This window comes from Pseudarthrobacter sp. NPDC058196 (assembly GCF_042882685.1).
Classification (GTDB): Bacteria; Actinomycetota; Actinomycetes; order Actinomycetales; family Micrococcaceae; genus Arthrobacter.
The window spans coordinates 1-20,852 of sequence record NZ_JBHVVN010000014.1 but is presented as its reverse complement, the minus strand read 5'-3'; the positions used below and the strand labels follow the sequence as shown (position 1 = coordinate 20,852).

General features: G+C 67.7%; 27 protein-coding genes. 8 read left to right on the top strand and 19 right to left on the bottom strand.

The window, feature by feature from the left end:
- Positions 1-32: 32 nt before the first annotated feature.
- From ACFVVC_RS18750 to ACFVVC_RS18740, 3 genes are all read left to right on the top strand, one after another.
- Entirely contained in the window at positions 33-851 is an 819-nt protein-coding gene (locus ACFVVC_RS18750) for an oxygenase MpaB family protein (protein WP_387456688.1), read from the top strand.
- Positions 852-1,082: 231 nt separating this feature from the next.
- A complete protein-coding gene (locus ACFVVC_RS18745) occupies positions 1,083-2,318 on the top strand; it encodes an MFS transporter (protein ID WP_387456685.1) in 1,236 nt (411 codons plus the stop codon).
- A gap of 44 nt (positions 2,319-2,362) precedes the next feature.
- Entirely contained in the window at positions 2,363-2,758 is a 396-nt protein-coding gene (locus tag ACFVVC_RS18740; RefSeq protein ID WP_387456682.1) for a cupin domain-containing protein, read from the top strand.
- Positions 2,759-2,838: 80 nt separating this feature from the next.
- Here the strand turns inward: ACFVVC_RS18740 and ACFVVC_RS18735 are convergent, their stop codons facing one another.
- The 8 genes from ACFVVC_RS18735 to ACFVVC_RS18700 form a co-directional block, all read right to left on the bottom strand.
- The gene (locus ACFVVC_RS18735) at positions 2,839-3,261 is read right to left on the bottom strand and encodes a universal stress protein (RefSeq protein ID WP_387456679.1); all 423 of its coding nucleotides are present in this window, start codon (positions 3,259-3,261) and stop codon (positions 2,839-2,841) included.
- Between the two features lie 75 nt (positions 3,262-3,336).
- Positions 3,337-4,683 (bottom strand): LLM class flavin-dependent oxidoreductase, encoded by a 1,347-nt coding sequence (locus ACFVVC_RS18730; RefSeq protein WP_387456677.1) that lies wholly within the window; start codon positions 4,681-4,683, stop codon positions 3,337-3,339.
- Entirely contained in the window at positions 4,683-6,062 is a 1,380-nt protein-coding gene (locus tag ACFVVC_RS18725; protein WP_387456674.1) for an LLM class flavin-dependent oxidoreductase, read from the bottom strand. The genes ACFVVC_RS18730 and ACFVVC_RS18725 overlap by 1 nt, the downstream gene beginning before the upstream one ends.
- A 49-nt stretch (positions 6,063-6,111) precedes the next feature.
- Positions 6,112-6,897 carry an ABC transporter ATP-binding protein gene (locus ACFVVC_RS18720; RefSeq protein ID WP_387456671.1) on the bottom strand — a complete coding sequence of 262 codons (786 nt, stop codon included), beginning with the start codon at positions 6,895-6,897 and terminating at the stop codon, positions 6,112-6,114.
- Positions 6,873-7,727: an ABC transporter permease gene (locus tag ACFVVC_RS18715; RefSeq protein WP_387456668.1), complete on the bottom strand. Its 855-nt coding sequence runs from the start codon at positions 7,725-7,727 to the stop codon at positions 6,873-6,875. Before ACFVVC_RS18715 ends, ACFVVC_RS18720 begins: the two co-directional genes overlap by 25 nt.
- The gene (locus tag ACFVVC_RS18710; RefSeq protein ID WP_387456665.1) at positions 7,724-8,839 is read right to left on the bottom strand and encodes an ABC transporter substrate-binding protein; all 1,116 of its coding nucleotides are present in this window, start codon (positions 8,837-8,839) and stop codon (positions 7,724-7,726) included. The genes ACFVVC_RS18715 and ACFVVC_RS18710 overlap by 4 nt, the downstream gene beginning before the upstream one ends.
- A gap of 322 nt (positions 8,840-9,161) precedes the next feature.
- Positions 9,162-9,812, bottom strand: a complete 651-nt coding sequence (locus ACFVVC_RS18705; protein WP_387456662.1) for a hypothetical protein — start codon at positions 9,810-9,812, stop codon at positions 9,162-9,164.
- Positions 9,813-9,862: 50 nt separating this feature from the next.
- Positions 9,863-10,756 carry a helix-turn-helix transcriptional regulator gene (locus ACFVVC_RS18700; protein ID WP_387456659.1) on the bottom strand — a complete coding sequence of 298 codons (894 nt, stop codon included), beginning with the start codon at positions 10,754-10,756 and terminating at the stop codon, positions 9,863-9,865.
- A gap of 140 nt (positions 10,757-10,896) precedes the next feature.
- Between ACFVVC_RS18700 and ACFVVC_RS18695 the strand changes: the two genes are divergently transcribed.
- Together ACFVVC_RS18695 and ACFVVC_RS18690 are read left to right on the top strand one after the other, a co-directional pair.
- On the top strand, positions 10,897-11,913 hold the full coding sequence (locus tag ACFVVC_RS18695) for a zinc-dependent alcohol dehydrogenase family protein (RefSeq protein WP_387456657.1): 1,017 nt from the start codon (positions 10,897-10,899) through the stop codon (positions 11,911-11,913).
- A 144-nt stretch (positions 11,914-12,057) separates the two neighbouring features.
- Positions 12,058-13,098, top strand: a complete 1,041-nt coding sequence (locus ACFVVC_RS18690) for an NAD(P)-dependent alcohol dehydrogenase (protein ID WP_387456655.1) — start codon at positions 12,058-12,060, stop codon at positions 13,096-13,098.
- A gap of 89 nt (positions 13,099-13,187) precedes the next feature.
- Here ACFVVC_RS18690 and ACFVVC_RS18685 read toward each other — a convergent pair whose 3' ends face one another.
- From ACFVVC_RS18685 to ACFVVC_RS18635, 11 genes are all read right to left on the bottom strand, one after another.
- Positions 13,188-14,225, bottom strand: a complete 1,038-nt coding sequence (locus ACFVVC_RS18685) for a nitronate monooxygenase (RefSeq protein WP_387456652.1) — start codon at positions 14,223-14,225, stop codon at positions 13,188-13,190.
- 125 nt (positions 14,226-14,350) lie between these two features.
- The gene (locus ACFVVC_RS18680; RefSeq protein ID WP_387456649.1) at positions 14,351-14,695 is read right to left on the bottom strand and encodes a hypothetical protein; all 345 of its coding nucleotides are present in this window, start codon (positions 14,693-14,695) and stop codon (positions 14,351-14,353) included.
- On the bottom strand, positions 14,692-15,273 hold the full coding sequence (locus ACFVVC_RS18675) for an Asp23/Gls24 family envelope stress response protein (protein ID WP_387456646.1): 582 nt from the start codon (positions 15,271-15,273) through the stop codon (positions 14,692-14,694). Before ACFVVC_RS18675 ends, ACFVVC_RS18680 begins: the two co-directional genes overlap by 4 nt.
- A complete protein-coding gene (locus tag ACFVVC_RS18670; RefSeq protein WP_387456914.1) occupies positions 15,270-15,836 on the bottom strand; it encodes an RNA polymerase sigma factor in 567 nt (188 codons plus the stop codon). The genes ACFVVC_RS18675 and ACFVVC_RS18670 overlap by 4 nt, the downstream gene beginning before the upstream one ends.
- A gap of 114 nt (positions 15,837-15,950) precedes the next feature.
- Positions 15,951-16,181, bottom strand: a complete 231-nt coding sequence (locus tag ACFVVC_RS18665) for a CsbD family protein (RefSeq protein WP_387456643.1) — start codon at positions 16,179-16,181, stop codon at positions 15,951-15,953.
- Positions 16,182-16,216: 35 nt separating this feature from the next.
- Positions 16,217-16,837 carry a hypothetical protein gene (locus ACFVVC_RS18660; RefSeq protein WP_387456641.1) on the bottom strand — a complete coding sequence of 207 codons (621 nt, stop codon included), beginning with the start codon at positions 16,835-16,837 and terminating at the stop codon, positions 16,217-16,219.
- Complete coding sequence (locus ACFVVC_RS18655; protein WP_387456638.1) at positions 16,834-17,415, bottom strand: hypothetical protein; 582 nt, start codon at positions 17,413-17,415, stop codon at positions 16,834-16,836. The genes ACFVVC_RS18660 and ACFVVC_RS18655 overlap by 4 nt, the downstream gene beginning before the upstream one ends.
- A gap of 2 nt (positions 17,416-17,417) precedes the next feature.
- Entirely contained in the window at positions 17,418-17,783 is a 366-nt protein-coding gene (locus ACFVVC_RS18650) for a hypothetical protein (RefSeq protein ID WP_387456635.1), read from the bottom strand.
- Positions 17,780-17,971: a DUF2273 domain-containing protein gene (locus tag ACFVVC_RS18645; protein ID WP_387456632.1), complete on the bottom strand. Its 192-nt coding sequence runs from the start codon at positions 17,969-17,971 to the stop codon at positions 17,780-17,782. The genes ACFVVC_RS18650 and ACFVVC_RS18645 overlap by 4 nt, the downstream gene beginning before the upstream one ends.
- Complete coding sequence (locus tag ACFVVC_RS18640; protein WP_387456629.1) at positions 17,968-18,336, bottom strand: Asp23/Gls24 family envelope stress response protein; 369 nt, start codon at positions 18,334-18,336, stop codon at positions 17,968-17,970. Before ACFVVC_RS18640 ends, ACFVVC_RS18645 begins: the two co-directional genes overlap by 4 nt.
- 307 nt (positions 18,337-18,643) lie before the next feature.
- Entirely contained in the window at positions 18,644-18,841 is a 198-nt protein-coding gene (locus ACFVVC_RS18635; protein WP_387456626.1) for a hypothetical protein, read from the bottom strand.
- A 288-nt stretch (positions 18,842-19,129) separates the two neighbouring features.
- Between ACFVVC_RS18635 and ACFVVC_RS18630 the strand changes: the two genes are divergently transcribed.
- The 3 genes from ACFVVC_RS18630 to ACFVVC_RS18620 all read left to right on the top strand — a co-directional run bounded on the left by ACFVVC_RS18630 (position 19,130) and on the right by ACFVVC_RS18620 (position 20,786).
- Entirely contained in the window at positions 19,130-19,864 is a 735-nt protein-coding gene (locus ACFVVC_RS18630; RefSeq protein WP_387456624.1) for a GAF and ANTAR domain-containing protein, read from the top strand.
- A 79-nt stretch (positions 19,865-19,943) separates the two neighbouring features.
- Positions 19,944-20,276, top strand: coding sequence for an ArsR/SmtB family transcription factor (locus ACFVVC_RS18625; protein WP_387456621.1), 333 nt, complete (start codon positions 19,944-19,946; stop codon positions 20,274-20,276).
- Positions 20,277-20,288: 12 nt separating this feature from the next.
- Positions 20,289-20,786: an SRPBCC domain-containing protein gene (locus ACFVVC_RS18620; protein WP_387456618.1), complete on the top strand. Its 498-nt coding sequence runs from the start codon at positions 20,289-20,291 to the stop codon at positions 20,784-20,786.
- The last annotated feature ends 66 nt before the right edge of the window (positions 20,787-20,852 follow it).

The following is a 20,852-nucleotide window of genomic DNA, read 5'->3' as shown; positions in this document are numbered from 1 at the left end:
CTGCTGTCCTGCCCCTCCGGTACCCTTTTCACATGGTGCAGGAAATGGCCGATTACCGGGCGGAAGGCATCCTGCTCGCCGGTGCGGGGCGGGCCATCCTGTTGCAGCTGGCAAATCCCGCCATCGGCCGCGGGGTGGCGGCACACAGTACCTTCACCCAGCGCCCCGTAAACCGGCTTAAGGGCACGCTCACCTATGTCTACGCCGTCGTGTACGGAACCGATGAGCAGGTGCACGAAGTCCGCCGCAGGGTGAACCTGGCCCACGCCCCCGTGCAGCGCGTGGCCGACGAATCATCCGCCGGGTACAACGCCTACGATCCCGCGCTGCAGCTCTGGGTGGCGGCCACGCTCTACGACACAGCGCTCACCGTGATCGAGAAGATCTACGGCCCGCTCGACGACGCCGCCGCGGACGCCATGTACCAGGACTATGCACGGATCGGCACGGCGCTGCAGGTTCCGGCGGCCATGTGGCCCAAGGACCGGGCCGCGTTCGGCCGCTACTGGCAGGAGCAGCTCGCCGCCCTGCGGGTGGAAGCCGAAGGCGCCCAGGTTGGCCGTGGCCTGCTGTACCCGGAAAACACCGCCCTCTGGTACCGGGCCGTGATGCCCTCCGCCCGGTTCCTGACCGCCGGGCTGCTTCCCGGTGGGCTGCGGAAAGACTTCGGCCTCGCCTGGAGCGACCGGCACGAACGGCGCTTCGACCGGACCATGCGCGTCCTGGCGGTGGCCTACCCCAAACTCCCCCGCGGAACCCGGCACTGGTTCAAGGACTACTGCCTGGGCGAGCTCGAAAAGGACCTGCGCGGGAACGGCCCGCCGCAACAGCGCCAGGGGACCCGAGGGTAGTTCCACCCCCGTCGAGCAGCGGATCGACCACTACGCCCGCCGCCGTCGTGATTGTCTACGGCCGCTGCGTGATGCACTTCCGTGTCTTCCGCACCCGGTAGGCCTGGAGAAACTCGTGGCCTGGTTCCTGCGGATGCTCATCATTCCGTCGGCTGCATTGCCGCGATAAAGGGGGGTCTGCCAAGACCCGTTTCACCAGGGCCCTCGCTACGGCTTCGGGAGCACGCTTTGATGGACTCTATGCCCTCCGAAACAACAATCAGCAGCCCCAGCGAGCCGCAAAAAACCCATGCCAGAGAGGGCCACCAGGCCCACTGGGGAGGCGTCTTTGCGATGTCGCTGTGCGTCTTCGCCCTGATCGCCTCAGAGTTCATGCCGGTCAGCCTGCTCACACCAATGGCAGCCGAGCTCCAGGTCTCCGAAGGGATGGTGGGGCAGGGAATCGCGATCTCCGGCCTGTTCGCCGTCCTGACCAGCCTGTCGGTGTCCACCCTCGCCGGCAGCCTGAACCGCAAGACCCTGCTGCTGGGCCTCACGGCCTTGATGGCAGTCTCCGGAGCACTCGTGGCCATGGCGCCGGGATATCTGCTCTTCATGATCGGCCGTGCCCTCATCGGCGTGGTGATCGGGGGATTCTGGTCCCTGTCCGCAGCCAGCGCCATGCGGCTGGTCCCGCCCCACCAGGTGGCACGCGCCCTGGCGATCTTCAATGGCGGCAATGCCCTTGCCACTGTCCTGGCCGCCCCGCTGGGAAGCTGGCTGGGCGCCGTCATGGGCTGGCGTGCGGCCTTCTTTTGCCTGGTTCCGCTGGCCCTGGTTGCGTTGGCCTGGCAGTGGATCAGCCTTCCGTCCATGAAGGTGGACAAGCCGGGGGAATCCGGCAGCGTCCTGGCGATCTTCGCCGCGTTCAAGAGCCGGCCGGTAGCCTGGGGCATGGCCGCGTGCGGGTCTTTCTTCATGGGACAGTTCGTCCTCTTCACCTACATCCGGCCGTTCCTGGAACGGGTGACGCGGGTTGATGCGGCCACCGTGTCCCTGGTCCTGCTCGTGCTGGGCGTGGCGGGCTTTGCGGGCACCATGCTGATCGGGCGGTTCCTGGGGAAAGGCCTGTACCGTACGCTCGCCAGCATTCCCGCGCTCATGGCCGTCCTTGCGGTGCTGCTCGTGCCGGCTGGCGGCTGGCTCGCCGCCGTCGTGGTTCTGCTCGGCTTGTGGGGCTTGCTGTCCACGGCCGCGCCGGTGGGCTGGTGGAGCTGGATCGCCGAGGCCATGCCGCACGACGCCGAGGCAGGCGGCGGCCTGATGGTGGCTGTGGTCCAGACCTCCATCGCCATCGGCTCAACCCTGGGCGGCGTGCTGTTCGACTCTGCCGGTTATGGGGGCACCTTCATCGCGAGCGCAGCGGTTCTTTCGGCCGCGGCCGTCCTGGCGTTCGTGACATCCAGGGCCACTCACCGTACGGCGTGACCAACCAACAGATTTACCGCTAACCGAATCATCAGGAGGAGATCATGAAATTCACCAAGAGCGGCGCCCAGACCGGCGCGGGACCCAAGGAATGGTTCACCGGAACGGTGCACATCGACCGGATCCGAAACCCCGATGAGCAGTCGGCCATCGGCTGTGCCCATGTCCGGTTCGCCCCGGGCGCCCGCACCGCGTGGCACCACCACCCCAAGGGCCAGACCCTCTACGTCACCGACGGCATTGGGCTGGTGGCCAGGCGCGGCGGCGAAGTCCAGGAAATCCGTCCGGGCGACGTGGTCTACATCGAGCCCGGCGAGGAACACTGGCACGGTGCCACACCGGAGCGGTTCATGGCGCACGTGGCCATGCAGGAAGCCGACGCGGACGGCCAGGTGGTCACCTGGCTCGATCACGTCACTGACGAAGAGTACGGGGCTTAACTACCGCGCCGGGCAGGAGAAAAGAGCGGACGACGCCGGAAGAATCCGTCGTCGTCCGCTCACCTCGTTGCGGGCAACGGTCAGTCGTCGTAGGTGTTGGCGATGTAGACATCGCACGGGGCGTTGTGCGCCACGCTGTTGGCGACACTGCCCAGGAGCCGGCCGATGCCGCGCATCCTGCGGTTACCCACCACGATCAACCGGGCGTCCAGGCGGATGGCTTCCTTGATCAGGGAATCGGCGGGCTTGCCGCGGGCAGCGAAGTGCGTGACCTCCACCCCCGGACGTGAGCCGACCAGGGATTTGGCCACGAGCTCCGAGCTGTCCGCGTTGGAGATCCTGACCTTGTCCGAGCCCACGCCGAACGTTTCGGCAGTCTCGGTTTCAAACGCGGTCACCACATGGAGGGATGCTCCCAGCGATTCCGCCAGGCCCAGCGCTACTTCCGCTGCCTTCCGTGCCGATGCGCTGGCATCCACACCTACTACGACTACTCCACTCATCCTGTCACTCCTTCGCTAGTGCTGGCGCAAATGTCCACCTGCCAGTCTACGGAGTGCCCCCGGCACACCCCGACATCACACAGCTGCTGCGGAAACCGTGGCCGCTGCCTGCCTGCTGAACTGGCTCTCCGGGCGCTCAAGGCCGAAGTGCTCCCGCAGAGTCCGGCCCGTGTACTCGGTGCGAAACAGGCCGCGCGACTGCAGGATGGGCACCACCTCGTCGGCGAAAGCCTCGAAGCCACCCGGCAGCCACGGCGGCATGATGTTGAACCCGTCCGCTGCGCCGCCCTGGAACCAGCGATGGATCTCGTCCGCCACCTGCACCGGGGTCCCGGCGAACACATAATGTCCCCGGGCGCCTGCGAACCGGTGCAGGACCTGCCGGACTGTCAGGTTTTCCCTGCGGATGATGTCCAGGACCAGCTGGCTCCTGCTGCCGGCCTTGCCTGCCGTTGCCAGCAGTTCCGGCGGGAAGGGGCCGTCCAGCGGAACCCCGTCCACGTCGATCCCCAGCAGCTTCCGGAGGATGCCCAGCCCGTACTCCGGCTGGGTGAGCTCGTCGAACTCCTGTTTCAGGGTGCGGGCTTCGGCCTCCGTGGAGCCCAGGTACGGGCTGATGCCGGGCAATACCAGGAGCTGGTCCGGGTCCCGGCCGAAGGCCGCCGCCCGGGATTTGATGTCGGCGTAGAACTCCCGGGCGCTGTCCACCGACTGGTGGGCCGTGAATACTGCCTCCGCGTGCTCGGCGGCGAAGGCCTTGCCGTCCGCGGAGGACCCGGCCTGGACGTAGACCGGCCGGCCCTGCGGTGACCGCGGGGTGTTCAGGGGACCGGCCACCGTGAAGTACCTGCCCTCATGCGCGATCGGGTGGATCCGGGACGTGTCGGCGAAAAGCCCGCTGCCGGCGTCGGCCACCACCGCGGTGTCCTCCCAGCTGTCCCAGAGCTTGCCCACCACCCGGACGAACTCGTCCGCCCGGGCGTACCGTTCGGCGTGCGGCGGGTGCTCATCGAGGCCGAAGTTCTGCGCGGCCCGTTCGGCGCCGGTGGTCACGATGTTCCAGCCGGCGCGGCCGTTGCTGAGGTGGTCCAGCGAGGCGAACAGGCGGGCCGCGTTGTATGGCTCCAGGTAGGTGGTGCTGGCGGTGCCGATCAGGCCGATCCGCTCGGTGGCGACGGCGATCGCTGACAGCCAGGTGAACGGTTCGATCCGGAACCGGGTGGCGTAACGGACGTTGTTTTCCAGGGCCGGGCCGTCGGCGTAGAACACGGCATCCAGCTTGGCGGCTTCGGCCCGCTGCGCCAGTTCCTGGTAGAAACGGATGTCCAGCAGCCGGTCCGTGCGGGACTTTGGATGCCGCCACGCCGCCTCGTGGTGCCCGCCGGGGTAGATGAACAGGTTAAGTTTCAGCTGCCTGCCCATCAGAACGCCGATCCGATCGAGGCCAGCTCCGGGGCGGCAGTGCCGGCGTACCGGTTCTCCGGACGCGCCAACCCGTAGTGCTCCCGCAGGGTCTGTCCGGTGTACTCGGTGCGGAACAGTCCGCGCTCCTGCAGGATGGGCACCACCTGGTCCACAAAGGTTTCCAGCCCGGAGGGGAGCACCGGCGGCATGATGTTGAAGCCGTCCGCCGCGCCGCCGTCGAACCATTCCTGGATGGCGTCCGCCACCTGAACGGGCGTGCCGGTGAAGGTGCGGTGCCCGCGGCCGCCGCCCAGCCGGCCGATCAGCTGCCGCACCGTGAGCTGCTCGCGGCGGGCCAGCTGCACGATCAGCGTGTAGCGGCTCTTTGCCCCCTCGATCTCATCCTCGCCGGGCAGGTTGTCCGGCAGTTGGCGGTCCAGCGGCAGGTCCTCCGGGTCCACGCGGAGGGTCCTGGCCAGCTGGATCCGGGCGTACTCCGGCTTGATCAGCCGGTCCAGTTCGTGTTCAAGTTCCAGGGCCTCCTCCTCGGTGGCACCGATGACCGGGACAATGCCCGGCAGGATCTTGATGGTTTCCGGGGGCCGGCCGGCGGCCGCGGTGCGGGCCTTGAGGTCGCGGTAGAACGCCTGCGCGTCGGCCAGGGTCTGGTGCGCGGTGAAGACGGCGTCCGCGTAGCGGGCGGCGAGGTCCTTGCCGTCCTCGGACGAACCGGCTTGCACAATCAGGGGATGGCCCTGCGGTGAGCGGGGGACATTGAGGGGACCGCGGACCTTGAAGTGCCTGCCTTGGTGGTCGATGGTGCGGATCTTGTCCGCATCACCCCATACGCCGCCGGCTTTGTCTGCCAGCACGGCATCGTCCTGCCAGCTGTCCCAGAGCTTCTGCGCCACCTCGATGAACTCGGCGGCACGTTCGTACCTGACGGCGTGGGCGGGTTGGTCGTCCACCCCGAAGTTTCGGGCGGCGTCGGGTCCGGCGGTGGTCACCACGTTCCAGCCCGCACGTCCGCCGCTGGCCCAGTCCACTGAGGCGAAGCGGCGGGCCAGGTTGAACGGTTCGTTGTAGGTGGTGGAGGCGGTGGCGATCAGCCCGATGCGTTCCGTGGCCCCGGCGATGGCCGTGAGCAGCACGGTGGGCTCCAGCTTGCCGGCCGGCCGGCGGCCCACCTCGCCGAACAGGACGGGGGAGTCGGCGAAGAAGATCGAATCGAGCTTGCCTCGCTCGGCGGTGCGTGCCAGCTGCTGATAGTGCGCCACATTGGTGCTCGCTTGCGGATCGCTGTCCGGCAGCCGCCACGATGCTTCGTGGTGGCCGGTGCTCATGAGGAACGCGTTGAGGTGGAGGTGGCGGTCGTTGGGCTGGTTGTTGGCAGGCATGGCTGCCTCCTTGCTGGATGGAGGGAAGGGGGCGTGGGTTTCGGCAGGCTCAACCAACGGAGCTGGCCGGTGGTTCGACGCCAAGATCGGCCAGGAGGTCGCGGCGGAGGGCCTCATGCCCGGCGGCGTCTTTGGAGCTGCGGATGTGTGGCGGCACCGGCCTGACCGTGGCGATGCGGCCATGGTCCAGGACCACGATCCGGTCAGCCAGGGCGATGGCCTCGTCCACGTCGTGGGTGACCAGGAGGACGGCGGGACGATGCACGGCCACCAGGTCCTGGAGCAGGCCGTGCATCCTGATCCGGGTCAGCGCGTCCAGGGCGCCGAACGGCTCGTCCGCCAACAGCAGCTGTGGTTCGCGGACCAGGGAGCGGGCCAGGGCCACGCGCTGCTGTTCGCCGCCGGAGAGTTGGTGGGGCCACGCCTTTTCGCGTCCGGTGAGCCCCACCTCGGCGAGGGCTTTGCGTGCCCGGGCTTCGGCGTCGTGCTCCCGGAGGCCCAGGGTGACGTTGCCCAGCACGGTGTCCCACGGCAGCAGCCGGGAATCCTGGAAGACCACGGAGACGCGGTCCGGGACGCTGATCACGCCGCTGCCGCGCACCTCGTGGTCCAGCCCGGCCAAGGCGCGCAGCAGGGTGCTCTTCCCGCAGCCGCTGGGGCCCAGCAGCGCCACGAATTCGCCGGGTGCGATCTCCAGGTCAACCCCGTTCAGGACGCCTTTGGGGCCGAAACCGCGGATCAGGCCGCGGACTGAAACAGCGGGGGAGGCGGAGCCGGGCGGCGTGCCGGCGGGGGAGGGGGCGACGGCGGTCAGCCCGCCAGGGTGCGCTGCCATGAGAGGGCCTTTCGTTCGATGAACCGGACAATTCCGTCGGAAAGCAGGCCAAGGATGCCGTACACGGCCAGGCCCAGGACGATGATGTTGGTCTGGCCGTAGGTGCGCGCGAGCTCCATCATGTAACCGATGCCGCTGGTGGCGTTGATCTGCTCCACCACCACCAGGGACACCCAGGCGCCGGTCACCGCGAAGCGCAGGCCCAGGAAAAAACCGGGCAGGGCGCCGGGAAGGACCACCTTGCGGATGAAGCCGGCCCGGCCCAGGCCCACCGTCTGGGCGAGCTCGACGAACCGCAGGTCGATGCCGCGCAGCCCGGCGTGGGTCTGCAGGTAGACGGGGACAAAGACGCCCAGGGTGATGGTGAGGACCTTCATGGTCTCGTCGATGCCGAACCACAGGATGAGCAGCGGGATCAGGGCCAGGCCGGGGATGGCGCGCTTGATCTGCACCGGCCCGTCGATCAGTGCTTCACCGATCCGGCTCAGTCCGGACAGCAGGGCCAGCGCCCCGCCCGCCAGGATGCCGAAGAACAGTCCCAGGCCGGCGCGCTGGGCAGAAATGGCGAGGTTCTCCTGGAGCCGGCCGTCAGCGATCAGTTCCCCGGCGGTGGCTACGACGGTCCACGGCTCGGAGAGGATGCGCGGGTCCAAGACCCCGGTGGCGGAAGCGGCTGTCCACAGCAGCAGCAAAGCGGACGGGCCCACCCAGGCGAGCCGCCGTCGTCGTCCGGGCCCCAGCCTCCGGCCCGTGGGCCGCACGTCCGGCCGCCCGGCCAGCGCGGGATCCTGATGCGGTGCGACGACGGGACGGTCCAGTACCGCGCTCACGCCGCGCCACCCTTGGCGGCGGAGGCGAACGCCGTGCCGGCGATGGCCTCGAAGCGGGTGTCGTAGAGGTCCGCCGCCTTCAACTGCGGCTTCTTCTGCTCCCGTGCCAGCAGGTCGATGGTTTCCTGGTGCCGTGCGATCGCGTCGGTCCACGTGGCGGGCAGGTCGCGCTTGCCCGTGGCGTCGATCAGGTACTGGCCGTCCTCACTGGACAGGCCCTGGTCCTTGACGTAGTAGCCCTCCAGCCATTCGGCCGGGTGGTCCTCGATCCAGCGCTGCGCCTTGCCCCAGACCCTGGCGTAGGCGGCAAGGGCGGCCGCCTTGGCGGGATCGGCCAGGACTTTCGCGGGGGAGTACAGGAGGCTGGGATCGTCGCGCAGTCCGTGCCGGAGGGTGGTGGCGCCGTCGGCCTTGTACTTGGCCAGGTAGCGCTTGATCTGGACACCGCCCAGGGGAGCCGCGTCCACCTGCTTGCTGGCCAGGGCGGTTGCGTAGGCGTCCCCGGTGCTGGGGAGCTCCACGAGCTTGACGTCCTCCTGCTTGAGTCCGGCCTTGTCCAGGATCCGCAGCACCAAGGCGCCCTGTGCCTGGCCCGGGGAGTAGGCCACCTTCTTGCCGCGCAGGTCCTCGAGCCTGCCGATGCCCGCGCCGGGTGCGACGCCGAGCTCGTAAATGGGGTGGTTCACTGCGTCCTGCCGGTACCCGGCGGCGATGATGCGGACATCCAGCCCGGTCCAGGTCGCGTGGATGGGCGGGATGTCGGCGACTGACCCGACGTCCAGGGCGTTGGCGCGGAAGGCTTCGGTGGTCTGCGGGCCGCCGGAGATGTTGGCGAATTCCACCGTAAAGCCGTCCAACTCCTTGGCCAGGCCGGACAGTTCCAGCGCCACTTTGATGCTGGGATCGCCCACCTTGATGGTGGTTCCGGCGGGGACGGAAGCGGCCAGCGGTCCAAGGGATGACTGGCTGATGCGTTCGCTGCCCGCGGTGGCGGCACCGCCGCAGGCCGAGAGCAGCCCGGCGGCAGGCAGGGCCAGGAGGGCGCCCAGGGCGCGGCGGCGGGTGAACGCCGCGGCGGGGCCGGGGCGGGGCGGGGATGCTGGGAAGGACATGGTGTTCCTTTCGGGGGAAGATTCCGGGTACGACGACGGCACCCGGGGTGGGTGCCCGGGTGGGCGTCGGAGGGTGGTGGGACCGCCTGCGCGGCGGTATGCGCGGGCTTATTCGATGGTGTTTCAGGTGGTGCGTGCGGCCTGGCCGGTGCCGTGGAAACACCTAAACACGGCCTGCGGGATCTTGGCCAGCATCGCGCAACGGATGCTCAACGCGACGCAACGGCGCTACTTATGGCGCCATCCCGGAGACAAAACAGGCAACCCGGCGCCACGAACCGCAACGGACGTTCATGTGACTGGACGGCCGGCAAAAAGCGGGTCAGGCGCGGAAAAGCTTCCTGCCGATGCCCTGAAAGAACCCCGGTTCCAGCGCGGGGTCGATCACCGCCGGCCGTGCACCGGTATCCGTCCCCCAACGTGCCACCGGCCGGCGCCTGTTGTTCCAGTCGACGGCCCCGAACTCCGGGTTGTAGAGCGGCGGGTCTACCCCTTCCGCTGTGAAGATGGCCCACATCCAGTCAGGGATGCAGTCCGCCGTCCGGGGGTAGGCCAGGAGTTGTTGTGCCCAGATGGATGCATCTGCCGGTTCCGCACCGGGGTGCCACCGGCCGTCGTCCACCTCCTTGAGATGTTCCTCGTCAAACACCTCCACCATGCCGGGGCGGTCAGGGTAAACATGGACCTCCGCCGTGGTCCAGGTTCCGGTGCCCGGCTCGTAAGCCCGGCTGCGGTATTCGTCCAGCCAGACGATCAGCGCCTCGTAGGAGAACTCTTCCGTGCCATCTACAAGGTCACGAACTATGCCGCCGCCGGTTCGGGCGTAACCATGGCCAAGGGTGCTGGAGCCCCGGTGAACCAGCACTTGCACCACTTCCTGCGCGCCGTGGGCAAACCCGGCAGGACCAAAAGCCTCACGGCTGAGCCGCTCAAGCCCCTCAACGACGAACGGATCAGCTCTTAGGTCACGCATGGGCCGGCCACCGGCTTTCTTTTGACTGGGGATGGAGTGACGGCGCGGCGTCAGGCCCGCACGTGGTCCTGGGCCAAGCCGGCGATGTTCTCGGTGACCGCCCAGGACGCGAGGAGCTTGAGGGCTTCTTCGGAGGGGCTGCCGGGGGTGGCGGGATACACGGTGAGGGTATGCCCGGGATCCTCTTCGAGGCCCAGGACCTGGTAGTTCAGCTCGAGGAGCCCCACTACCGGGTGCTGGAAGAACTTGGTGCCCGCGTAGTGGCGCCGGACGTTGTGCGCGGCCCACAGGGTGCGGAATTCGTCGCTGCGCATGGACAGTTCGCCGATGAGTTCGGCGATGCCCTTGTCATGCGGGCTGCGGCCGGCCTCGCGGCGGAGGATGGCCACGTTGGTATTCGCTGCCCGGTCCCAGTCCGTATAGAAGTTGTGGGCGCGGGGGTCCAGGAAGATGAACCGGGAGTGGTTGGCCGGCCGCGACGGGGTGCGGTACATATCCGAATAGAGGGCGTAGCCCAGGGTGTTGGCAGCCACGATGTCCATGCGGTTGTTGCCAATAAAGGCGGGTGCCCCCGTGATGGTGTCCAGGAGGAACTGCAATTCCGGCCGCACCGCCGCCGACGCGGAACCGCCGGCGCTCGCAGCGCGCTTGCGTCCCGAGGTGTTGGCCGCCCGCGCCAGGTCGTAGAGGTGGTCGTGCTCGGCCCGGTCCAGTTCCAGGGCGCCGGCAATGGCATCAAGGACGCTGTCCGAGACGCCGCTGAGGTTGCCCCGTTCAAGGCGCGTGTAATAGTCCACGCTGACGCCCGCCAGCCGTGCCACCTCCTCGCGCCGCAGCCCCGGGACCCGGCGCCGGCCGCCGTACGGTTCAATGCCTGCCTGCTCCGGGGTGATGCGTCCACGGCGGGAGGAGAGGAACTGCCGTACCTCGGCTCGGTTATCCATAGGGACCACGTTACGACGATTCCTTCAAACGTAAGGAGGGTCTGCCAGAACCAGTTACGGCAGGGCCCTCGCTAACTGCCGGCGCTGCGGGTTTGATGTAATTGTCCGCTTTCAGCCTTTCAGCATTTGGAGGACCCAGCATGCGCGCAACCATCCTGCACGCCCCCGGAGACGTCCGCGTCGAGGACCGTGACAAGCCCGCCATCCAACGCCCCACGGACGCCGTCATCAAGCTCGTTGCCGCCTGCGTGTGCGGGTCCGATCTGTGGCCCTACCGCGGCGCCGACAAGCTGGCCCGGCCCCAGCCCATGGGCCACGAATACGTGGGCATCGTCGAAGAGATCGGCACGGACGTGAAGAACGTCCGGCCCGGCCAGTTCGTCGTGGGATCCTTCTTCGCCTCGGACAACACCTGTGAAATCTGCCGATCCGGCTACCAAAGCGGCTGCGTCCACCGCCAGGGCGTGGGCGGCGCCCAGGCCGAATACCTGCGCGTCCCGCTGGCGGACGGTACCCTGGTGGCCACCCCCGAAATGCCCGACGACGCACAGATTCCATCCCTGCTTGCCGCCTCCGATGTGCTGGGCACCGGATGGTTCGCCGCCAAAGCGGCCGAGGTGGGCCCCGGAAAGACCGTTGCGGTAGTGGGCGACGGCGCCGTGGGGCTTCTGGGAGTCCTGGCGGCCAAGCAGATGGGCGCCGAGAGGATCATCGCCATGTCCCGGCATGCCGACCGTCAGGCACTGGCCCGCGAATTCGGTGCCACCGACATCGTCGAAGAGCGTGGCGACGCGGGTGTGAAAAAGATCAAGGAACTCACCGGCGGACTTGGCGCGCACTCCGTCCTCGAAGCCGTGGGCACCCAGGAGTCGATGCTGCAGGCCATCCACGCCACCCGTGCCGGAGGCCATGTTGGTTTCGTGGGCGTCTCCCATGATGTGGCGCTCCCCGGCCGGGACCTGTTCAATTCGCACGTCCACCTCCACGGCGGCCCCGCCCCGGTCCGGCAGTACCTGCCCGAGCTGATCGGCCTGATCCTCCGCGGCGAGATCAATCCCGGCAAGGTGTTCGACCTTGAACTGCCCCTGGACCAGGCCGCGGAGGCGTACAAGGCCATGGACGAACGCCGGGCCATCAAGGTGCTGCTCCGCCCGTAACCGCAGGCCGGCCATGACGGCCGCCCAAGGTAGGACTCCCAAGACCAGTTACAACAGGGCCACCCTGGCAGTGCCCGCACACAGGGTTTCACCAGGGAAGCCCTTGTAGCATTTAGTTATCCCCCAACAGATCAGAGGAGAACCATGACTACCGTCAAGGCTTATGCATCCCCATCCGCTACGGAGGACCTGGTGGCAACCACCATTGAACGCCGCGAGGTGGGTCCGCACGATGTCATGATCGAGATCAAGTTCGCCGGCATCTGCCACTCGGACATCCACACGGTCCGCGGCGACTGGGGCCCGCAGCAGTACCCGCTGGTCCCCGGCCACGAAATCGCCGGAATCGTCACCGAGGTGGGCGCAGAGGTAACCAAGCACAATGTTGGCGACCGCGTGGGTGTTGGCTGCATGGTCAACTCCTGCAAGGAATGCGTCAACTGCCAGAAGGGCGAGGAGCAGTACTGCCTGAAGGGCAACGTGGGCACCTACGGCGCCGTTGACCGAGACGGCACCATCACCCAGGGCGGCTACTCCACCCACGTCGTGGTCACCGAGGACTTCGTGGTGACCATCCCCGAGGGCATCGACCTCGATGTTGCCGCACCGCTGCTGTGCGCCGGCATCACCACCTACTCCCCACTGCGCCACTGGGGCGCCGGTCCAGGCAAGAAGGTCGCCGTCGTCGGCCTCGGCGGACTGGGCCACATGGCCGTCAAGCTGGCCCATGCCATGGGCGCCGACGTGACGGTCCTGTCGCAGTCGCTGAAGAAGCAGGAAGACGGGCTGCGCCTGGGCGCCGACAGCTACTACGCCACGAGCGATGAGAACACCTTCAGTGAGCTCGCCGGCTCCTTCGACCTGATCATCAACACGGTCAGCGCCTCGATCGACATCAGCTCCTACCTGGGACTGCTGAAGCTTGACGGGGCCCTGGTGAACGTCGGCGCCCCCGCGGAGCCGCTTCCCGTCAACGCCTTCGCACTGATCGGCGGACGCCGTTCCTTCGCCGGTTCCATGATCGGCGGCATCCGCGAAACCCAGGAGATGCTCAACTTCTGCGCCGAGCACCACCTGGGCGCCGAGATCGAGGTCATCCCGGCAGAGAAGATCAACGACGCCTACGAGCGCGTCCTCGCCTCGGACGTCCGGTACCGCTTCGTGATCGATACCGCCACCCTCTAAGGCACCACCACGTGCGGCGGGCCGGCTCCGAAAGGGGCCGGCCCGCCGTCGTGCTTAACACGCGCGTGGAGGACGACGCCGGACCAGCCTCAGGGCGCGAGGCTCCGCAGGATCGACGCGGCCGGGCCCGCCATAGTGGTCCGGTAGTTGATGCCCGCCCAGAGGTTCAGCCCTTCCGGATCCCCGGCGGCCGCCGCCGCGGCACGCAGGGGAGTGGTGAGGTGGTGGATTTCCGGGTACCCGTAGGGGGCTTCGGCGTCATGGCGGCGCATGAACGCGTTGTACAGGCCGCGGGCATTGCGGCCGGAAAACGCGCGGGTGACGGCGGTGGTGGTGAAATGCTCCGGCGACGCCAGCGCCGCCCGGTGCGCCGGCTTGGTACCTGCCTCGTCTGCGCGGAGGAATGCCGTGCCGGCCTGGACGGCTGCTGCACCGACGCTGAGGGCGGCCCGCGTTTCGTCCGCGGTGGTGATCCCGCCCGCCGCGACCAGGGGTACTTCGAGGTCGGACAGCTCCTCGAGGATCCCGTGCAGGGGCACCTCCGGAGGGGCGCCGGCTGCGTTGAAGGTGCCGCGGTGGCCGCCGGCTTCGGGCCCCTGCACGCACAGGGCATCAGCGCCCCTGGTAAGCGCCTGGAGGGCCTCCTCCCTGCCAGTCACCGTGGCCATGACGTACACCCCGCGTTTCTTCAGCTCCGCCACAATGTCGGCGCCGGGAAAATCGAAGGTAAAGGACACCACCGCCGGTGCCAGGTCCAGCAGGACTTCGAGCTTCCGGTCCCAGTGGTCATCGTCGTGCCGGGGATCCCCCAGTCCGACGCCGAAGTGTTCAGCGTCGGGAGCAAGCGAAGCCGCATAGCGCTGCAGAACGTCGGGAGTAATGACGGACGGCTGGGGAACAAAGAGGTTGACGCCGAACGGTGCGCCCGTATGTTCCCTGACGGCTTCCATTTCGGCCCGCATCACGTCCGCGGTCTTATACCCGGCGGCAAGGAAACCCAGGCCGCCGCCGGAGCTGACGGCAACCGCCAGCTCCGGAGTGGACGGGCCGCCCGCCATGGGCGCCTGGATGACGGGCAGCTCCAGGGACCTGGGACTGAACCGACGTGGTCTCTGTTTGCTGTTCAACTAATGCCTCCCGGGCCGGCTGCGGATACCTGACGAATGCTACGCCGGTCCGTGTTCCGGCACGAAGCGGCCGGTATGGAGCCGCCGGCATGATGCCGCCGGGACGGGGCGGGCGGGGAAAGTCCCTAGGCGTCCTGGCTTCCGGCCGGAACCGGGTCTGCGGGGGCAATCCGTGCCACCGTGACTGTCGCCGAGACGTCTGCCGGGGCGAAGTGCTTCCGGATCGCTGCGGCAACACCCCGGACCACGTCCGGGGTCCGCGCATCCGAGCTGACCCCGACCCGCACGGTGACCTCGGTGCGGCCGTCCCGGTCACGTACATCCACCAGCGCTGCGTCCTCCGTCTCGGTGCCCTGGCGCTGCAGGACTGACGCGGCCCGGGCCGGAAGGCGCTGCCACAGGTTCCGGGCGGGAAATACTTCCGTGACGCCGTCGACCGCCATGATGACATTCTTCAAAGGTGTGGTCACTGTTCCTCCCGGGGAGCATCGATGACGTCGGTGATGGTGATGTCGATGGCCGCAATGTTCAGTTCCGTGTGCCGGGCCAACGCGTCGGCCACATCCTGCCGCAGCGACGCCGCGCTGTCCATGAGATGCCGGCCGAACAGGACGGCGAGGTCCACGCGGACCGTCACGGGCTCTCCCGGAACCGTGACATCGCCGTCAAGCTTCACGCGTCCGGCTACCGCCCCTGGCAAGTTGTCCGCCACGGACCGGACCAGCGCGATCACTGCCCCTTCCGTTTCGGACAACGTGTCAGCGGGGTGGTCAGACCGCAGCGGAATGGTCCTGCCTGGCCGCAGTTCCAAGGCCAGGTTCGCCAGGATGTTCTTCATCCACTCGTCCGTGCCGCTGCCGGCCGCGGCAACGTCGCTGGCAAAGAGCTCGTTGCCGGCAACAGAAAGCCGTCGGAGGGAGTCGAGGCCGGTCCGGCACTCCGGGCAGGATTCCAAGTGGGGCGGATCGGCGAATTCGCCGGTGTCCAGGTAGAGGCTGAGTTCCTCCAGTGTGTGGCCGCACTCGAAAGTGTCGTGGGGCATGCTCATCGCCAATCCTCCATTTCGCGGACCAATGCAGTCCTGGCGCGGGCAAGCCGCCCCCGGACGCTGGCTGGGCTGATGTTCAGGGTTTGCGCAATTTCTTCATAGCTCTGTCCGTTGATCTCTTTCAGGATCCAGCAGCGCCGCTGCTCTTCGGGCAGGGTTGCCAGGGCGGCTTTCAGCGATTCGATGCCCGCGCCGGCAACTACGGTTGTCTCCGGCCCGGCACCGGGAGAGACAGTGTCCGGCGGCGCGTCTTCCTCCCCGCCGGCCAGGCTCGCGTGGTTCCTGCGCCGCCGCAACAGGTCGATGCTGCGGCTGCCCGTGAGCCGCAGCAGCCAGCCTTTCGCAGCCGCCGGGTCACGCAGGGTGTCCAGCTGCTTCCACGCCTGGACCAGCGCTTCCTGCACTGCATCATCGGCGTCCGCATAGGAACCTGTCAGCCTGCGCGCGGAAGCCCGCATATGTGGGCCGTAACGCCGGGCGAGGGCCTCGAAGGCTGCCGTGTCGCCGTCGGCCGCCCTGCCCACCAAAATGGCATCGGGGACCATATCCAACTGGTCCCGCATCAAGGGTGAACCTGTCACCGAACCCTGCTTTCACTATCGGCGCGAACGCCGGACGCGCGGCAGGCAGGTCCGCGGACCGCCGTGGCGGCGCCGCGGGCCTGCCGCTGGGATTGGCTAGTCTTTGCTGAAGCCCTCTTTGACCTTGGCCGCAGCGTCCTTGAGGTTGCTGCCAATGCCCTTGGCGGCGTCCTTGACCTTCTCGCCCGCTTCCTGGAGCTTCGCCTGCGCCTGGTCACGCTGGCCTTCGCGTTCCAGTTCCCCGTTGCCGGTCAGCTTGCCGGCACCTTCCTTGGCGGCGCCGAGGTGGTTGGTGGCCGCGTTGTTGAGCTTGTCGTCGAGTCCCATGATGGTGTGCCTTTCTGTCGTGTTTCGGTTTCGTGCTAGCCCGCGCGCAGCGCCCGGGCCAGTTTGGTCCTGGTTCCAGTTCCTATTCGGACCAGGACGTCGTTGCGATGGCCCAGCAGCGCATCGATGCCGCTGACCAGTTCCTCGGCCACGTCCGCCACCTCCCGCGGCGAGGCGCCGCGCCGTGCCTGGAGGGTCAGGCGCAGGGAGGTGCGCGCAGTGTTTTTCGAACCGCGCCGGCGCCACGCGGTCAGCGAACTGCCGACGACGGCGCGGTTGCCTTCCAGCGCCGCCTCCACGGCTGCCGCCAGGTAGCTGATCTCCACTGCCGTATCGCCCAGCTCCGCGTCGTCCTGCCGCGCAGCCGTCCTGGTCCGGCCCCCGCCCTGGCGGGCCAGCCAGAGAATGGTCATGATGGCTCCGAGCAGCAGCACTGCAGGCACGGCCAACGCCCACCAGCTGCCCAGTGGTTCCGGCGAGGGTGCTGTGTCCCGCAGGGCCTGCCACGCCGTCAAGGCGCTGCCGGCAACAGTGCTCCAGCCCATGCGGACGTCGGCGTTCAGTCCGGCGGCCGCCGCCAGGATTCCAGCGCCGGTCAGGATCACCCCGGCAAGGGCCAGGAAGGTCCGGTTCATTGCCCTGTTCGTGTTGTTCATCGTCCAACTGCCCCTTCCGCGGCAATGGTCACGTCCGCTGCCAGGTTCCTGGCCAGCCGGCAGGAGGCGACTTCCCGGGCTGCCGCCTCGGTGAGCGCTTCCCGGTCAAGGGGCCGGCCCGACGTCGGCCGGACCGAAACGTGCGCGCGGCGCCGGTTTACCGTTGTGCTCACCTGCTCCGGCGCCAGGTTGGCGGCGAGGCGCACGTGGCGTGATAGGGCGGCGGCAATGGCTTCGTCGTCCACCACCAGTGCGAGGCGTTCGCTGTGCATAGCCCGGCGCCCGCGGCGGCCGCCCTTGACGGCAGCCACCAGGAGCACGGCACCGAGTACCGCTGCGGCTGTGCCGGCAGAGGTCATCGCGGCCGGTTGCACCGCCTGGGGCAGGTCCCTAAGGGCAGTCGCCATGGCATCGGGGCTGGCCACCAGCGGCCCACGGCCCACCAAAGCGAGGACGCACTCGGTCCCCAGCCACAGGAAGCCGGCGAGCAGCAGCACGGCCGTGGCCACGGACAGTCCGGTGCGCGATGAGTGCGTCTCCCTCCGGAGCATCCGCTTTTGCATGCGGCCCTGGTTCATGGCTATCTCCCGTCCTGTTGCTGTACCCGGTCTGTGCGGGCTTCCTTAGCCGCCCGTGGTGCCGCGGTGAGCCGGATGTTGATCCGGCCAATCTCCATCCCGGTGATCCGCCGCCCGGCGAAGGCGATCCTCAGCCGGGCGATGTTTGCCTCCTCGAAGGTGGAGTGTTGCTCCCTCCCCTTCGGGGCCGGGGCCAGGAGCGGGGGAACCGGGAGCCGAAGCTGGAGATCCACCCCGAGTTTTCCGGCATCGTCCCGGAGGGCGGCGGAAACGTCATCCCGCGGGATGCCGTACGCGCCGGCGGCCACGGTTTCCAGGGTGTGCCGCAGGGCGGCCGGGGCGATCCGGGTATGGCCCCGGCGGGTCACGACGACGATCGCCGGCCGCGCAGGGCGTCCAGCACGGCGCCGAGATCGAGCTGTCCCTCGGCCGCCCGGCCCAGGACCGCCCCGATAGCCATGAAGATGGCCATCAGCAGGAAGCCCCAGAAACCGAAGGCAAGGGCGGCCGCGGCCAGCACGGCCCCTGCTGCCGTGCCGGCGACGACGGGGGTCATGCGACCCTCGGTTCGCGCTCGGCGTCGTCCGTGTCATCGCCCTCGGACGGGACATGGATGTCGGTGATGGTGATGTTGACCTCGGTGACTTCCATGCCCACCAGGTCCTCCACAGCCGTGTAGACGGCGTCGCGGGCGCGGTCGGCTACCTGCTGGAGGGGGTGCGGGTACTCAACCACCAGGGTGACATCCACGGCCACCTGGGTCTGGCCGACCTCCACGCTGACACCCTGGGTGAGGTCCTTCTGGCCAACCTTCTCGCGGAGGGTGCCAATGGCGCGGGCTGCACCGCCGCCCAGCGCGTACACGCCGTCAATCTCCTGGATGGCGATGCCGGCGATCTTTGCCACCACGCCGTCGGCCACCGTGGTGCGTCCGCGGCCGTCCGTGCCATTCGCGGGGGAAAGTTCATGGCCGGGGGGCGGTGGCTGCCTTCTTCTGCTGGACGGGTGCGGGGTTCTGCGCCTGGGTAGTCATTGCGTCACTCCTTGTTTGTTCTGGAAAAGGGTTCCAAGGGCGCGGTGTGCGCCTTCACAAGTAAGGACGGGGCCGGAACGGAAAACGTCACGCCATTTCTGGTGTGACTCCTGTCACATCTTTCGGTTGGTGTGAAAAAGGGGAGCGGATGGCGCCGGGAGGTCCCGTCGTCGTCCGCTCCCCGGGGGGTGCTGCTTAGACGGCCGCCAGGGCCGCTTCTTCGCCGCGAACGCTCAGCGTGAACGTGTTGGGGCCGCTGCAGGTGACAGCGATGCGGCAGGTGGTGGTGTTGTGGCGGGTGGAGAGGTCCGTCACTGCGGAATCGAGGGTCTCATGGAAAGAAGCCCGGTCCCAGATCTTCAGCGTTACGGATTTGGCAGCGTTAAACGTCATTGTTCAGTACTTTCCTTCGTCAGTGCGGCCCCCTTCGGGCCGCTGGAGTGGCCTGTCCACACATCGGGGATCGGCGGCCTGCGCTCACCGGTGGGCCTCGTTGCGTCACCAGGATTATGGGGTGGAGCGTGCCCCACCCTTCTTATCCATAGTGCCCAATCGGGGCAGGTGGACAGCGCCAAACGGCGCTTTGTTGCAGGTGTTTTTCGTCACTTCCGGGCGGAGTGGCCGGATGCGCGGGCAGCATTTGGCCGTGTCCGGACAGCCTGCCGGCCGTACGATGAACCCATGCTGAATCCCGTCGATAACGAAACGGTTCATCACCTGCAGGAGATCCTGGTGGGCGCCGGAAATGCCGTTGAATTCCTGTCCGGCCTTTCAGGCTTGGCGGCAGAGGCAGTGTCCGACGCCGCCGGGTCCGAGATCGAGTGCGCCGTCACCCTCCAGTTCCGCCGGCGGCCCTCCACCGCGGCGGCCAGCAGCGCCCGTGCACTGGAACTGGACCAGGTTGAGCAGATGCTGGGCGACGGCCCCTGCCTCCGGGCCCTCCGGGAGATGGCGCCGGTGCTGATTGACGACGTCGCCCAGGATTCGCGGTGGAAGGCTTACAACCAGGAACTGGTCAAACGCAACGTCCACAGCACCCTCGGTGTGCCGCTGGAAATCACCAGCGACGCCGGAGCTGCCCTGAATTTCTTCGCCACCCGGCCGGGCGTTTTCACCGCGGACGTGTATGACAAGGCGGCGGGTTTCGCGGCCGCAGCCCACAACACGCTGCACCTCTCGGTCCGGATTAACACGGCACAAAACCGCGCTGACGATCTTGAGGCTGCCCTCGAGAGCAGGACCGCCATCAACCTTGCCTGCGGGGTGATCATGGCGCAGAACCGCTGCTCCCAGCAGGAAGCGATGGATATCCTCACCAGGGTCTCCAGCAACCGCAACCGGAAACTGCGGGATGTCGCCAAGGAACTCATCGAGCAGTTGACCGGCAATGGCGTGAAGACCCACTTCGACGCCTAGAAATGCCTGACCTGCCGGCGTCCCGGGTGATTGCGAAACCCATTGACACCTGCTTCTCGGCGGACTAACGTACAACCAAATGGTTGTAGATAAGCTTCGTGAATCCGAACTTGACCGTCTGTTCCAGGCGTTTGCCGATCCAACCCGGCGTGACATCGTCCGCCGGGTCACGGTAGGCGAGTACACCGTTTCCGGGCTCACGGCCCTCTATGCCATGAGTTTCGCCGCCGTCCAAAAGCATGTGGCGGTGCTGGAACGCGCATCCTTGGTCACCAAGGAAAAACGCGGAAGGGAGCAGGTTGTCCGGGGCAACCACGAAGGGCTCCAGGAAGCCCGGCGGCTGCTCGACGAATACGAACAGATCTGGCGGCAGCGGGCCGCCAAGATGGCAGACATTCTCGCTGAAGGTTAGGAAGGCACGGCCATGACAGTCATCAGTATGGACAAGAATCCCGAGGCGCTCTCCCTCACGCTGGTCGCCGAGTTCGACGCCGGCGTCGAACGCGTCTGGCAACTGTGGGCGGACCCCCGCCAGCTCGAGCGATGGTGGGGACCGCCCACCTGGCCGGCCACGTTCCACCAGCACGACTTCGTCCCGGGCGGGCGCGCCAATTACTACATGACCGGTCCGGAAGGGGAAAAGGCCCATGGCTGGTGGGAGTTTACGGCCATCGAAGCGCCCCGGGAGCTTCAGTTCGACGACGGGTTCGCGGACAGCGACGGCAACCCCGCAGGTGACTGGGGCGTTACCCATGCGACCGTCACGCTCGAGGCGATGGGGCAACGGACGCGCATGACCATCCACTCCGCGTTCGAGTCCGAGGAGCAGTTGGAACAGATGGTTGCCATGGGCATGGAGGAAGGCCTGAAACTGGCCGCCGGCCAGATCGACGGCATCCTCGCCGAGCACGCCAACATCTGAGGCCGGGCAACCAGCAGGAACCTTGCCACGGCGCCGGGTGGGCGGACGACGGCGGGACGTCCCGCC

Excerpts from the sequence above, each read along its gene's own strand:
- ACFVVC_RS18690 (WP_387456655.1), top strand. The coding sequence starts at position 12,058 with ATGACTACCGTCAAGGCTTATGCATCCCCATCCGCTACGGAGGACCTG.
- ACFVVC_RS18705 (WP_387456662.1), bottom strand. The coding sequence starts at position 9,812 with ATGCGTGACCTAAGAGCTGATCCGTTCGTCGTTGAGGGGCTTGAGCGG.
- ACFVVC_RS18740 (WP_387456682.1), top strand. The coding sequence starts at position 2,363 with ATGAAATTCACCAAGAGCGGCGCCCAGACCGGCGCGGGACCCAAGGAA.
- ACFVVC_RS18665 (WP_387456643.1), bottom strand. The coding sequence starts at position 16,181 with ATGGGACTCGACGACAAGCTCAACAACGCGGCCACCAACCACCTCGGC.
- ACFVVC_RS18750 (WP_387456688.1), top strand. The coding sequence starts at position 33 with ATGGTGCAGGAAATGGCCGATTACCGGGCGGAAGGCATCCTGCTCGCC.
- ACFVVC_RS18745 (WP_387456685.1), top strand. The coding sequence starts at position 1,083 with ATGGACTCTATGCCCTCCGAAACAACAATCAGCAGCCCCAGCGAGCCG.
- ACFVVC_RS18630 (WP_387456624.1), top strand. The coding sequence starts at position 19,130 with ATGCTGAATCCCGTCGATAACGAAACGGTTCATCACCTGCAGGAGATC.
- ACFVVC_RS18625 (WP_387456621.1), top strand. The coding sequence starts at position 19,944 with ATGGTTGTAGATAAGCTTCGTGAATCCGAACTTGACCGTCTGTTCCAG.
- ACFVVC_RS18710 (WP_387456665.1), bottom strand. The coding sequence starts at position 8,839 with ATGTCCTTCCCAGCATCCCCGCCCCGCCCCGGCCCCGCCGCGGCGTTC.
- ACFVVC_RS18655 (WP_387456638.1), bottom strand. The coding sequence starts at position 17,415 with ATGAACCAGGGCCGCATGCAAAAGCGGATGCTCCGGAGGGAGACGCAC.
- ACFVVC_RS18725 (WP_387456674.1), bottom strand. The coding sequence starts at position 6,062 with ATGCCTGCCAACAACCAGCCCAACGACCGCCACCTCCACCTCAACGCG.
- ACFVVC_RS18660 (WP_387456641.1), bottom strand. The coding sequence starts at position 16,837 with ATGAACAACACGAACAGGGCAATGAACCGGACCTTCCTGGCCCTTGCC.
- ACFVVC_RS18645 (WP_387456632.1), bottom strand. The coding sequence starts at position 17,971 with ATGACCCCCGTCGTCGCCGGCACGGCAGCAGGGGCCGTGCTGGCCGCG.
- ACFVVC_RS18700 (WP_387456659.1), bottom strand. The coding sequence starts at position 10,756 with ATGGATAACCGAGCCGAGGTACGGCAGTTCCTCTCCTCCCGCCGTGGA.
- ACFVVC_RS18635 (WP_387456626.1), bottom strand. The coding sequence starts at position 18,841 with ATGACGTTTAACGCTGCCAAATCCGTAACGCTGAAGATCTGGGACCGG.
- ACFVVC_RS18675 (WP_387456646.1), bottom strand. The coding sequence starts at position 15,273 with ATGAGCATGCCCCACGACACTTTCGAGTGCGGCCACACACTGGAGGAA.
- ACFVVC_RS18735 (WP_387456679.1), bottom strand. The coding sequence starts at position 3,261 with ATGAGTGGAGTAGTCGTAGTAGGTGTGGATGCCAGCGCATCGGCACGG.
- ACFVVC_RS18695 (WP_387456657.1), top strand. The coding sequence starts at position 10,897 with ATGCGCGCAACCATCCTGCACGCCCCCGGAGACGTCCGCGTCGAGGAC.
- ACFVVC_RS18620 (WP_387456618.1), top strand. The coding sequence starts at position 20,289 with ATGACAGTCATCAGTATGGACAAGAATCCCGAGGCGCTCTCCCTCACG.
- ACFVVC_RS18670 (WP_387456914.1), bottom strand. The coding sequence starts at position 15,836 with ATGCGGGACCAGTTGGATATGGTCCCCGATGCCATTTTGGTGGGCAGG.
- ACFVVC_RS18720 (WP_387456671.1), bottom strand. The coding sequence starts at position 6,897 with ATGGCAGCGCACCCTGGCGGGCTGACCGCCGTCGCCCCCTCCCCCGCC.
- ACFVVC_RS18730 (WP_387456677.1), bottom strand. The coding sequence starts at position 4,683 with ATGGGCAGGCAGCTGAAACTTAACCTGTTCATCTACCCCGGCGGGCAC.